Annotated in this window: 8 protein-coding genes; 5 read left to right on the forward strand and 3 right to left on the reverse strand. The window is 31.8% G+C overall.

Annotated elements, in window-relative coordinates; all coding sequences use genetic code 11:
* Together ACFQ1O_RS14135 and ACFQ1O_RS14140 are read left to right on the forward strand one after the other, a co-directional pair.
* Positions 1–1,182, forward strand: a complete 1,182-nt coding sequence (locus tag ACFQ1O_RS14135) for an efflux RND transporter periplasmic adaptor subunit (RefSeq protein ID WP_377717037.1) — start codon at positions 1–3, stop codon at positions 1,180–1,182.
* Between the two features lie 5 nt (positions 1,183–1,187).
* Positions 1,188–4,667 (forward strand): efflux RND transporter permease subunit, encoded by a 3,480-nt coding sequence (locus tag ACFQ1O_RS14140; RefSeq protein WP_377717051.1) that lies wholly within the window; start codon positions 1,188–1,190, stop codon positions 4,665–4,667.
* Positions 4,668–4,722: 55 nt separating this feature from the next.
* On the opposite strand, the gene ACFQ1O_RS14145 is transcribed toward ACFQ1O_RS14140, so the two are convergent.
* The gene (locus ACFQ1O_RS14145; RefSeq protein ID WP_377717064.1) at positions 4,723–5,331 is read right to left on the reverse strand and encodes a superoxide dismutase; all 609 of its coding nucleotides are present in this window, start codon (positions 5,329–5,331) and stop codon (positions 4,723–4,725) included.
* Between the two features lie 136 nt (positions 5,332–5,467).
* Between ACFQ1O_RS14145 and ACFQ1O_RS14150 the strand changes: the two genes are divergently transcribed.
* The 3 genes from ACFQ1O_RS14150 to ACFQ1O_RS14160 all read left to right on the forward strand — a co-directional run bounded on the left by ACFQ1O_RS14150 (position 5,468) and on the right by ACFQ1O_RS14160 (position 11,381).
* Positions 5,468–8,620, forward strand: a complete 3,153-nt coding sequence (locus ACFQ1O_RS14150; protein ID WP_377717069.1) for a UvrD-helicase domain-containing protein — start codon at positions 5,468–5,470, stop codon at positions 8,618–8,620.
* 30 nt (positions 8,621–8,650) lie between these two features.
* A complete protein-coding gene (gene kbl / locus ACFQ1O_RS14155; RefSeq protein WP_377717073.1) occupies positions 8,651–9,847 on the forward strand; it encodes a glycine C-acetyltransferase in 1,197 nt (398 codons plus the stop codon).
* A gap of 118 nt (positions 9,848–9,965) precedes the next feature.
* Positions 9,966–11,381, forward strand: coding sequence for an OmpA family protein (locus ACFQ1O_RS14160; RefSeq protein WP_377717077.1), 1,416 nt, complete (start codon positions 9,966–9,968; stop codon positions 11,379–11,381).
* 362 nt (positions 11,382–11,743) lie between these two features.
* Here the strand turns inward: ACFQ1O_RS14160 and ACFQ1O_RS14165 are convergent, their stop codons facing one another.
* Together ACFQ1O_RS14165 and ACFQ1O_RS14170 are read right to left on the reverse strand one after the other, a co-directional pair.
* A complete protein-coding gene (locus tag ACFQ1O_RS14165) occupies positions 11,744–12,670 on the reverse strand; it encodes a geranylgeranylglycerol-phosphate geranylgeranyltransferase (RefSeq protein WP_377717080.1) in 927 nt (308 codons plus the stop codon).
* A 10-nt stretch (positions 12,671–12,680) separates the two neighbouring features.
* Complete coding sequence (locus tag ACFQ1O_RS14170; protein ID WP_377717084.1) at positions 12,681–13,619, reverse strand: mevalonate kinase family protein; 939 nt, start codon at positions 13,617–13,619, stop codon at positions 12,681–12,683.
* Between the last annotated feature and the right edge of the window lie 30 nt (positions 13,620–13,649).

Below are 13,649 nucleotides of genomic sequence, written 5' to 3' on the forward strand. Positions count from 1 at the left end.
ATGAGAAAACTAACAACAATACTAATAGCAAGTCTACTTCTTGTTGCTTGCGGAAATAAGAATGAATCGATTGATTCTATTCTAGAATCAGGTAATCTAGAACAAATTAGACAGAAGAAAGCTGATTTAGATGTAAAAAAGCAAGAAATTTTAACTCAATTAGATTTAGTTGAAGCTAAAATTAAAGAACTAGACCCTCAAGAAAAGATACCTTTAATAACTACTCTTAAAGCAGAACAAAAAGCCTTTACTCATTATGTTGAACTACAAGGTAGTGTTAACACTAAGCAAAACTTAGTAATATTTCCGGAGTACTCAGGTGTTTTATCTAAAGTATATGTAAAAGAGGGACAGAAAGTATCTAAAGGTCAGACTCTTGCTAAAATTGACGATGGAGGCTTAAGTCAGCAATTAGCTCAATTACAAATTCAAGCTGATCTAGCTAAAACTACTTATGAGCGTCAAAAGAGATTATGGGATCAGAAAATAGGCTCAGAAATACAGTATTTACAAGCAAAATCTAGTTATGAAGCGCAACAAAGAGCTGTAAACCAATTACAACAACAAATTGGTAAAACTGTTGTAAGAGCCCCTTTTTCTGGAACTATTGACGATGTAATTACTGAACAAGGAAGCGTAGTAGCTCCTGGACAGTCACAATTATTCAGGATCGTTAACTTACAAAACATGTATATTGAAACAGATGTTCCAGAAAGTTATATCAGTAATGTTACGCCAGGTAAAGAAGTGAAAGTAGAGTTGCCTATTTTAGGCAAAACTATAGACGCTACTGTGCGTCAAGCAGGTAGCTTTATCAACCCAGCAAACAGAACTTTTAAAATAGAAGTTGCAGTTCCTAACAAGGATAATGCTATTAAGCCTAACTTAACTGCTAAACTTAAAATAAACGATTATACCAACAAGGAAGCTATATTAATCCCTCAAAGTATTATTTCAGAAAACGCAGAAGGAGATCAATACGTTTATATCATTACAGATAGAAATCAAAAAAAGGCCAAAGCTAAACGTGTGATAATTAAAACAGGTAAAACACAAGGTGATTACATTGAGGTATTATCTGGTTTGAAAAACGGAGATGAAATTATTGAAGAAGGAGCAAGAAGTGTTAAAGACGGACAAGAGGTTAAAATTCTTGTTATTCCTACAACTAACGAAAAATAAGATCGATGTCAGATAAACAAAAGAAAGTAAACAAAGAGTTTGGCTTATCTTCTTGGGCTATTAACAACAAAACAACCATGTATGTGTTGATTTTGTTAATATTAATTCTTGGTGGTAGTGCCTACTTTAGCATGCCTAGAGAAAACTTCCCAGAGATAAAGGAAACTAAAATTTATATCAGCTCTATATATCCGGGAAACACAGCTGAAGATATTGAAAAACTAATTACTGATCCAATTGAAGACCGATTAAAAACGGTATCTAATGTGGTAGAAATAACCTCTACTTCTCAAGAAGATTATTCTATAGTTATAGTTGAGTTTGATGAAAACATCACTGTTGATGCAGCTAAACAAAAGGTAAAAGACGAAGTAGATTCTGAAACAGCTAGTGAAGATTGGCCAACATTTAACGGAGCAAAGGTAGAACCTAATGTGTTCGACTTAAGTATGTCTGAAGAAATGCCAATTCTAAACATTAATATCTCTGGAGATTATCCGGTTGATAAGTTAAAAGAATATGGTGAATATTTAGAGGATGAAATTGAAAGCTTGTTAGAGATTAAACAGGTAGATATTCGTGGTGCCCAAGAAAAAGAAGTTGAGGTTGCTGTAGACATCTATAAAATGATGGCTGCTCAGGTAAGTTTTAATGATGTTGTAACAGCAATCAACAATGGTAATGCTACCATGTCTGCCGGTAACTTAATTACTAGCGGACAAAGACGTACTATTAGAATTACTGGAGAAATTGAAAAACCAGAAGAACTTGAGAATTTTGTTGTAAAATCAGAAAGAAACAATCCAATCTACTTAAGAGATATAGCTAAAGTTACTTTTAAGGACGAAGACAAAACAACTTATGCAAGAGAATTTGGAGAACCTGTTGTAATGTTAGACGTAAAAAAGAGATCGGGTAAAAACATGGTAGCTGCAGCAGATCAAATACAAGTAATTGTAAAAGATGCCGTCGAAAATGTTTTTCCTCAAGATCTTAAGGTTACCATTACTAACGACCAATCTTCAAAAACTATTGGTCAGGTAGACGATTTAGTAAACAATATCATTTTTGGTATTATACTGGTTGTTACTGTATTAATGTTCTTTTTAGGATTTAAAAATGCCTTATTCGTTGGGTTTGCTATTCCTATGTCGATGTTTATGTCTTTAATGATATTGAACACATTAGGTTATACAATGAACACCATGATTCTTTTCGGATTAATTATGGGGTTAGGAATGTTAGTAGACAACGGTATTGTTGTTGTAGAAAATGTGTATCGTTTAATGGATGAGGAAGGAATGAGTCGTCTAGAAGCTGCTAAAAAAGGTATTGGAGAGATTGCCTTCCCAATTATTATTTCAACAGCTACTACTGTTGCGGCATTTATTCCGTTAGGAATGTGGCCAGGAGTAATGGGACAATTTATGATTTATTTCCCAGTAACACTTTCGGTTGTATTAGGATCTTCGTTATTCGTAGCCATCTTCTTTAATTCGGTATTAGTATCGCAATTCATGACAACAGAAGATAAAGATATGCCATTAAAAAACATGATCCGTATTTCTGCCATAGTAGGTGGTATCGGATTGTTAATTTTGTTTTTTGGAGGAGCTTACAGAGGTTTAGGAACTTTAATGGCTGTTACAGTTATTATGCTTTGGGCTTATCGTTTATTTCTTAGAGGTTGGGCCAACGGATTCCAAAATAAGATCTTACCTGTTTGGGAGCGTTTTTATGAGAGGGTATTGCGTTATTCTTTATCTGGAAGAAAACCAATAGTAATTGCTTTTGGAACTTTTGCATTACTTATTTTAGCTTTTATGGGGTTCGGAGCGTCTGTTGGAAGTCAGCGTACAAAAGTTGAGTTCTTCCCAGATAATACACCTAACCAAATTATTGCATACATAGAGTATCCTGAAGGAACAGATATTGAAAAAACGAATGCAATTACTAAAGAGGTAGAAGAACGAATGTATGCAGTTATTAATGAAGCTGCTTACATGAAAGGAGATTTTAACTTCTTAACAGAAAGTGCCGTATCTCAGGTTGGTGAAGGAGCAGGAAACCCACAAACAGACGGTGGTTCTGCAGCAGAAATGCCTCATAGAGGTAAAATTACGGCTTCAATGCGTGAATACAAATTTAGAGATGGTGCTGACAGTAATGAGCTATTGAAGAAAGTTCAAGAAGCTTTAAAGGACATCTATCCAGGAGTATCAATTTCTGTAGAAAAAGATGCTGTAGGTCCGCCAGCAGGTTATCCTATTAACGTAGAATTAGAAGGAAAAGACTATGCTGAGCTGATTAACACAGCAGAAAAAATGAAAGACTTTATTAATTCTAAAAACATTCAGGGAATAGATGAATTAAAGATTGATGTTAATAAATCTAAACCATCAATGAAAGTTGAGGTAGATCGTAAAAAAGCTGGAGAACTAGGTGTTTCTGCCGGACAAGTAGGCCAGCAATTACGTAATTCAATTTTTGGTGCCAAAGCAGGTGTTTACAAAAAAGCTGGAGAAGATTACGATATTTATGTTCGCTTTAATAAAGACAACAGATACAACACTAGTGCTATCTTTAATCAAAAGATTACGTTTAGAGATATGGCTTCAGGTCAGATTAAAGAAATTCCTGTTTCTGCTGTTGCAAAACAAACTAATGCGTCTGGCTTTAGTGCTATAAAGCATAAAGATACCGAGCGTGTGGTTACATTATATTCTGCATTAGCTCCAGGTTTTACTGATGCCCAAGCTATTGTTACTCAGATACAAAATGAAATGCAAAACTTTACAGATAAACCTGATGGAGTAAAAATAGATTATACCGGTCAGATAGAAGAGCAGAACAAGCAGATGGCATTCTTAATGGGGGCTTTCTTTGCAGGTTTAGGCTTAATATTCTTTATTTTAATATTCCAATTTAATTCGGTTTCTAAACCAGCTATAATTATGTTAGCTATTTTCTTAAGTTTAATTGGTGTATTTGGAGGAATAGTTGCTACTGGTAGTGCCTTTGTTATTATGATGACTATGATGGGGATTATATCTTTAGCAGGTATTGTTGTAAACAATGGAGTTGTGTTATTAGATTATACTCAGCTTTTAATAGATAGAAAAAAAGTTGAAAACGATATAGCTGATGAAGATTATTTAGAAAACAATGATTTATTAGATGCTATAGTTAAAGGAGGTAAAGCAAGGTTACGCCCGGTGTTACTAACAGCTATTACAACTATACTTGGATTAATCCCTTTAGCAACTGGTTTAAATATTAACTTCTTTACTTTATTTAGTGAGTTCAATCCGCATATATATGTGGGAGGAGATAATGTTATTTTCTGGGGGCCTTTAGCTTGGACAGTAATTTACGGATTATTCATTGCTACTTTCCTAACTTTAATAGTTGTACCTATTTTATTCTACTTGGTAAGCAAGTTAAAAATGTGGTTGCATAAAAAGAAATTAGCTAGAATAGCTTAACAATAAAAAAGCTCGAGAATATTCTCGAGCTTTTTTATTTAATATCTAAAACTAATTACTTAGCTTCTGCATATCTTCTTTCAACTTCGTTCCAGTTAATTACTTTAAAAAATGCATCAATATAATCTGGACGACGGTTTTGGTAGTTTAAGTAGTAAGCATGTTCCCATACATCTAACCCTAAAATAGGCGTTCCACCACAAGTAACACCTGGCATTAACGGATTATCTTGATTTGGTGTAGAACAAACTTCTACCTTACCTCCTTTATGTACACATAACCAAGCCCATCCTGAACCAAACTGAGTAGCTGCAGCCTTAGAGAAAGCATCTATAAAAGCTTCTTTAGAACCAAACTCTGCTTCAATAGCATCCTTTAATTCTCCAGATAAATAGCCTCTATCTTCCGGGTTCATTACAGTCCAAAATAATGAGTGGTTATAAAAACCTCCTCCATTATTTCTAACCCCCATATTGTTCATATCTAAATTGGTTAAGATATCTTCAATAGACTTCCCTTCTAAGTCAGTTCCTTCTATTGCTCCATTTAATTTAGTAGTATATCCATTATGGTGCTTAGAGTGGTGTATCTCCATTGTTCTAGCATCGATATGTGGTTCTAATGCGTCATATGCATAACCTAATTTTGGTAATTCAAAAGCCATAATATTGTTATTTAGTTGTTATTATTTTTAAGATCATCCAAATTTACAAAAACAAACAAATAATCTATGACCATTTAGAATAAATACTATTGATGATATCATTAAGTTTGTATATTGCTTCTATTAATTCACCAAAATGAGAAATAACTCTTTTACTATATATAATGCTTCTGCAGGATCTGGAAAAACTTACACACTTGTTAAACAATACTTAAAAACAGTTCTAAAATCTAATTTTAATAATTACTTTAAATACATTTTAGCAATTACTTTTACCAATAAAGCTGTTGCCGAAATGAAAAATAGAATTCTTGATGCTCTTCAAGAGTTTTCTAACAAAGATATTATTAACTACCCTTCTCCTCTATTTACTGAACTTGCATCAGAACTAAATATTACTCCAGAAAAATTACAACAAAAATCGACTAAAGTATACAATGCTATTATTAACAATTACGCTGCTTTTGATGTTGTTACTATAGACACCTTTACCCACAGAATTATACGCACTTTTGCATTTGATTTAAAAATTCCCCAAAATTTTGAAGTCGCTTTAGATACTGAAGAAATACTCTCACAAGCAGTTAATAACTTAATTGATAAAATTGGCACTGACAAAGAACTTACTAATACACTACTAAACTACACTTTACAGAAGACAGACGACGATAAAAGTTGGGATATTAGCTTAGACCTTAATAAAACAGCCAAGCTTTTATTAAATGAAAACGATATATATAATTTAGATTTACTAAAAAACAAATCTTTATCAGACTTTGATAATCTTAACAAATTAATTACACAAAAAATTAACTCTAATGAAACAGAATTACAGTCTACCGTTTCTGATTTGCTAGATTTATTTAAACATAACGGGATTACCAAACAAGCTTTCTCTGGAGGTCATCTTTTTAATTACTTTAACAATCTAAAAGAAAAAAAGTATCCGAAAAACTTTGATGCTGCATGGCAAAAAAAACTTGTAAACAATGAACCTTTATACTCTAAAAAAACAGAGTCTTTTATGGCTGAGTGGGTAGACAGTAACCAACAACATATTGCCGATACTTTTATTAAAACCAAGGTGTTATATTACGAATTATCATTTCTAGATAATTTTAAAAAACATCTTATCCCTCTATCGGTTTTAAATTTAATTTACAAAGAATTAGAATTACTAAAAGAAGATCAGAACATTGTTCTTATTTCTGAATTCAATAGAATAATTGCATCAGAAATTAAAGGCCAACCTGCTCCTTTTATTTACGAACGTATTGGTGAGCGTTATCAAAATTACTTTATTGATGAATTTCAAGACACCTCAATCATGCAGTGGGAAAACTTAATTCCTTTAACAGAAAACGCATTGATAAATGAGGCTGAAACAAACAATCAGCATTCATTACTTTTAGTGGGAGACGCCAAGCAATCTATTTACAGATGGAGAGGCGGAAAGCCAGAACAATTTATTTCTTTATACGAAGGAAACACTCCTTTTTACATAAAATCAAATGTTAAAAACCTAGACACTAATTACAGAAGTTACAGTGAAGTTATAGCGTTTAATAATGAGTTTTTTAGTTATCTAGCAAATTATTTTTCAAACTCAACACACCAAGACTTATATCAAATAGGAAACCAACAAAAAAGCAATTCTAAAAAGGGAGGCTATGTAAATATTAATTTTATTGACAACCTTAAAAGCGAAGAAGCTTCAAGTGCCTATCAATTAAAAACACTTGAAACTATTAACGAAGTTTTAGAGTTAGGATTCGAAAAAAAAGATATTTGTATCATAACCCGAAAAAAAGCTGATGGCATAAGCTTGGCAGACTACCTTACTGAAAATGGCATTGAAATAACTTCATCTGAAACTTTGCTTTTAAACAAAAATGAAGAAATTAATTTTATTATTAATCTTTTACATTTTTTAATTCAACCTAACAATAAAACACATCAAATTGACATACTTTTTTTCTTATATAATCACCTTCAAATAAGAGAAGAAGAGCATAGTTTTTATCAAAAATTTATTTCTTTTTCTATTGATGATTTTTTTATCAACTTATGCAACGACTATAAAATTATTTTTAATTACGAGCAAACAAGAACGCTTCCTCTTTATGAACTTATTGAAAGTATTATAAGATCTTTTAATTTAATAGAAACAAACTCTTCTAATGCCTATTTACAGTACTTTTTAGATGAAGTCCATACTTTTTCTACTAGAAAAACTTCTGGAATAATTGGTTTTATTGAATACTGGAATCAAAACAATCATAAACTAAGCATTGTTGCTCCAGAAAACAACAATGCCGTTACAATTATGACTATACATAAATCTAAAGGCTTAGAGTTTCCTGTAATTATATTCCCCTTTGCAGATTTAGACATTTACCAAGAAATAGAGCCTAAAGTTTGGTTGCCGATAAAAGCAGAAGAATACCTCGGATTTGACAAAGCTTATATTGGTTTTAACAAAAACACTCAGAATTACTCAGATGCTGGACTTCTTTTGTCTCAAGAAAAAAATACTCAATTAGAATTAGACAATACCAACCTCTTATATGTTGCACTAACTAGAGCTAAAGAACAATTGTATATTATATCTAAAAAAAGTATTGATAATAATGGTAATGTTAAAGAAAATACTTATTCTGGGTTCTTTATAAATTATTTAAAAAATAAACATTATTGGAACGAAGAGAAAAAACAATATGAGTTTGGGCAACCTATAAAACTATCTAAAAAAACAATTACACAAACTTCTAATCAGCTTCCTTATATTTCTTCCTCTAGAAAGGAACACAATTTATCTATCATTACTAAATCTGGTTACTTATGGGATAGTGAACAAGAAAAAGCAATAGAAAGAGGTAATTTAATTCATCATTTACTATCAAAAATAACCTATCAACATGATATTGATTATGCTTTTAATGAATGTATTTCTGAAGGAGTTATCAGTTCTTCACAAATGGATGAGATAAAGCCAATAATTACTCAATTAGTTACTAAATCTTCTGCTTCTGAATATTTTACTAACAAATATGGTGTCTATACCGAAAAAGAAATTATAACTCCAAACGGCTCTATTCTAATTCCTGACAGGATTGTATACATTAATAAAACCGCAATAATTATTGATTATAAAACCGGTCAACCTAACCAAAAACACAAAGACCAAATAAACACATACGCAAATGCTCTATCTAGTATGGGGTTTTATGTAGACAAAAAAATATTAATCTATTTAGAAAACAATATCGAAATTAAAGAAGTGAATTAATTACATTTGCTTTTATTAAAAATTAAAATCATGTACGGAGAAATTAAAACCCACTTACAAAAAGAAATTCAAGATATTAAAGATGCAGGATTATTTAAAAAAGAAAGAATTATTACCTCTCCACAAGATGCTGTTATTAAAATATCTACTGGAGAAGAAGTAATTAATTTTTGTGCTAACAACTATTTAGGTCTATCTTCTCACCCAGAAGTAATTCAAGCAGCTAAGGATGCTATGGATACTCATGGTTTTGGAATGTCTTCTGTGCGTTTTATTTGTGGAACTCAAGATATTCATAAAGAACTAGAGCAGAAAATAGCCAATTTTTACGGCACTGAAGACACCATTTTATACGCTGCTGCTTTTGATGCCAACGGAGGTGTTTTTGAGCCATTATTAACTAAAGAAGATGCTATTATTTCTGACTCATTAAACCATGCTTCTATAATTGACGGAGTGAGATTATGTAAAGCAGCTAGGTATCGTTATCAAAATAATGATATGGCTGATTTAGAAAAGCAATTAATTGCTGCTAATGAAAATGGAGCTCGATTTAAAATAATTGTTACCGATGGTGTTTTTTCTATGGATGGTTTAGTAGCTCCGTTAGATAAAATCTGTGATTTAGCAGATAAATATGATGCAATGGTAATGATAGATGAATGTCATGCTGCTGGATTTATAGGCGAAACAGGTAGAGGTACTCTAGAAGCAAAGGGAGTTTTAGACAGAATTGATATTATAACCGGAACTCTAGGTAAAGCTCTTGGTGGTGCTATGGGTGGATACACTACTGGTAAGAAAGAAATTATTGAATTATTACGTCAAAGATCAAGACCGTATTTATTTTCTAATTCATTAGCTCCTGCTATTGTTGGTGCTTCTATTAAAGTATTTGAACTTCTTTCTAACAATACAACTTTAAGAGATAAACTAGAATGGAATACAAATTACTTTAAAAAAGGCATGAAAGCTGCTGGTTTAGATATTATAGATGGTGACTCAGCTATAGTACCAGTAATGCTGTATGACGCCAAACTTTCTCAGACTATGGCAGATATGCTTTTAGAAGAAGGTATTTATGTTATTGGTTTCTTTTACCCTGTAGTACCTAAAGAAAAAGCTAGAATTAGAGTCCAACTATCTGCTGCTCATGAAAAAGAACACTTAGATAAAGCCATTAGTGCTTTTACAAAGGTTGCAAAAGAATTAAAGATTATAAAATAGCCAAAATTAGCATATTAAGAGGCATTAAAAGTTAAAAATATTCCCTTAATTTTTTGTTAATAAGTTTTAAGACCTTACATTTGCTCTTGATTAACACTTAAAATTAAATTTTATTAATATGAAACAATTTAGCAAGTTATTAGTTGCTGCTTCTTTAGTATTAGGAGTTGGAGCTAATGCACAAACTGAAGACAATCCTTGGTCTATTACTGTTGGAGCTAATGCAGTAGATTTCTATTCTGCTGGTAACGACGGTGCGATTGGGAACAGCGGTGAAGACGCAAAAATCTTCAATGAATTTTTTAATGTATCTGATCAATGGAACATGGTTCCTTCTATCTCTTCTATAACAGTAGGAAGATATGTAGGAAGCGGTGTTAGTGCTGACTTAACTGGTTCTTTTAATAAATTAGATCAGTACGGAAATAAATTTGATGAAAACGGTAACGCATTATCAGAAGACGTATTTGATGAAGATAACTATTTCGGATTAGATTTAGGTGTTAACTATCACTTAAACACTTTATGGAATGGAATGAACTGGTTAGATCCTTATGTAAGAGGTAATGCTGGTTACAACTGGATAGCTGACGAAAACGGATTAGCTGCTGGTGGAGGTTTAGGTATCAACTTCTGGTTAACTGAAAACATTGCTATTAAAGCTCAATCTGTTTATAAAAACAATTTTGCTGAAGAATTAGAAAACTTTAATCACTTTCAACATACTGTTGGTGTAAACTTCTCTTTTGGAGGAAAAGATACTGATGGTGACGGTGTATATGACAAAGATGACGCTTGTGTTGATGTACCTGGTTTAGCTGAGTTCAAAGGATGTCCTGATACTGATGGTGATGGAATCCAAGATTCTGAAGACGCTTGTGTTGACACTCCTGGTGTTGCTGAGTTTAACGGATGTGCTGATACTGATGGTGACGGAGTTGCTGATCCTAACGATGAGTGTGTTGACGTTCCTGGTTTAAAAGAATTAAACGGTTGTCCAGATGCTGATGGAGACGGAATTGCTGATGCTAAAGATGGATGTCCTCAAGAAGCTGGTCCTGCTGCTAACAACGGATGCCCATGGACTGATAAGGATGGTGATTCTGTTTTAGATAAAGATGATCAATGTCCAGACGTAGCTGGTACTGTTGCTAACAACGGATGTCCAGAGCCAAGTGACGTTGTTGTTAAACAATTAAACGATTACGCTAAAACTATCTTATTCAACTCTGGAAAGTCTTCTTTTAAAGATCAAACTGTTGAAGTTTTAAAAGCTATGAACGCTATCTTTAAAGAATACCCACAATCTAAATTTGCTTTAGAAGGTCACACTGATAGCGCTGGATCTGCAAAAAGCAACCAGTTATTATCTGAAAGAAGAGCTAACGCTGTTAGAGATTGGTTCTTAGCAAACGGAATTGCTGCTGATAGATTAACTGCTAAAGGTTTTGGTGAAGATAAGCCAATCGACACTAACAAAACTAGAGCTGGTAGAGCTAACAACAGAAGAGTAGAAGTAAAATTAGTAAAGTAATTTACTACTCCTATAAATAACAATATAAAAGCGCTCTGAGTTTCAGAGCGCTTTTTTTATGTCTTATAAAAAAACTACTCACCCTTAACAAAAAAGACTTTAAATTCATCCTAAAAGTCCGATGCGAATGTAAATGAAGTTATATACCCAAGATAGCTTAAAAAGGACTCCCAATGCTTTCAGATCGTTTAGAACCTAACACTACTTTCGAAAAAAGCTTCTAAACTTTATAGTACAATTAGTTACATTTTAATTTTCAGAAATAAACCTACAAACCTAAAAGAATAAAACAGGAACCATTATTTTATCAAAAAATATGATATTTACTTTTAACGAATTATCTATCAGTAATAATAACTAATTTAATTAAAAAGGACTGAGAGAGATTTTATCTTACTCAATAATAAATTTGGCTTAATAAGGATAATACTAAACGCCCCTACTACTATTATTAATTTTAATAAGTTATGAAGCAACACATATTGTTTTCTTCTATTAGCTTTCCAAAGCTTTACCGAATAAAAGCATAATAATAGAATACATAAATAAAAGTAATAATTCATCTGCCCTATATCAAAAAACAATAATAATGACCCTATTGTTAAGCAGGTAAAAACTAATAATCCTGATAATAAATTTTTAGTCACTTTTATACCATATGTTACAGGTAAAGTTTGATAACCAAGAGCCAAATCTCCTTTTATATTTTCTAAATCTTTGGTTATTTCCCTCATCGAAATTATCAATACCAAATACAAACCATGGAAGAAAACCACTGTGTCAAAATTCTGATAATAAACAAAAACTATAAAAAATGGTGCTATTGCTAAAGAAGATGCTATTATATTTCCAACAAAAGGGTACTTTTTTAATTTATGGGAGTAAAACCATATCATAAAAATATATGACGAAAAAAATAAAGTAGCTTTAAAAGAAACATAACTAGCCAATAAAACAGTTATTATGTTTAGCACAAAGTAAACGGATAGTTTAGTATTTTGACTAACCAATCTATCTAACATAGACTTTCTAGGTCTATTAATTAAATCTTTTTCAGAATCATAAAAATTATTAATGATGTAACCTGCAGCAATAACTAAAGAAGTAGCAAATACAAGTACAAATAATTTAGAATCTAAAACAACTTCTTTTAAAGAAGCATCTTTAGCTAAAATATAAATGGACGATAAATATTGAGCAATAACAATTATTAAAATATTGTAACCGCGCACTACAGAAAACAAACTTAATAGCTTTTTTAATACCAGTTTGTTCTTTCTAGAAAGCATTTTTCTATTCTTAGAAGTTGTATACTACCTCTAACTTATAACCTTTTAAAGACTCTTGAGCCTTTTTATAATTTTCAGTAAAACCTAAGATATAACCGCCGCCACCAGAACCACAAAGTTTCAAATAGTAATCGTTGGTTTCAATACCGTGTTTCCATAATTTGTGGAATTGTTCAGGTATCATTGGCTTAAAATTATTAAGCACTACCTTAGATAACTGCTTAACATTACCAAACAAAGAAGAAATATTACCCTTTAAGAAGTCTTCTACACAAGCATCTGTATGTTTTACAAACTGCTCTTTTAACATGTTTCTAAACCCTTCTTGTTTCATCTTTTCCATAAAGATATTTACCATTGGTGCAGTTTCTCCTGTCATACCAGAATCTAGTAAAAAAACAGCTCCTTTACCTTCGGTTGGTTGAGAAGGCAAACCCGTTGGCTCTATGTTATCTTTAGAATTAATTAAAATTGGTAAACTTAAATATGAATTTAACGGATCCAAACCTGAACTCTTTCCGTGAAAAAAAGATTCCATCTGAGCAAAAATTTCTTTTAACTGCAGTAACTTTTCTCGAGTTAAGTTCTCTAAAACTGTTATTTTATCTTGAACATATTTGTCGTAAATTGATGCAACCAAAGCCCCAGAACTCCCTACTCCGTAACCTTGAGGTATTGAAGAATCAAAATACATTCCATTAGCCACATCAGATTGTAAGCTTTCAATATCAAACTGAGCTAAACTTCTTTTGTTTTCTTGTAATTGTTGCAAATGATTAGCCAAAGAAGCCAAGTTTTTATTGGAATTCAATGCTTCTTCAGAAGTATTTCCATCTAGCTTTAATGCTCCTTTATAAAAATTATATGGTATAGACAACCCCTTAGAGTCTTTAATAATTCCATATTCACCAAACAATAATATCTTAGAATAAAATAAAGGTCCTTTCATATCAGTTTAAATATTTTCCTAAAAAAATTA

The sequence above is a fragment of the Pseudofulvibacter geojedonensis genome, assembly GCF_042675745.1.
GTDB lineage: Bacteria > Bacteroidota > Bacteroidia > Flavobacteriales > Flavobacteriaceae > Pseudofulvibacter > Pseudofulvibacter geojedonensis.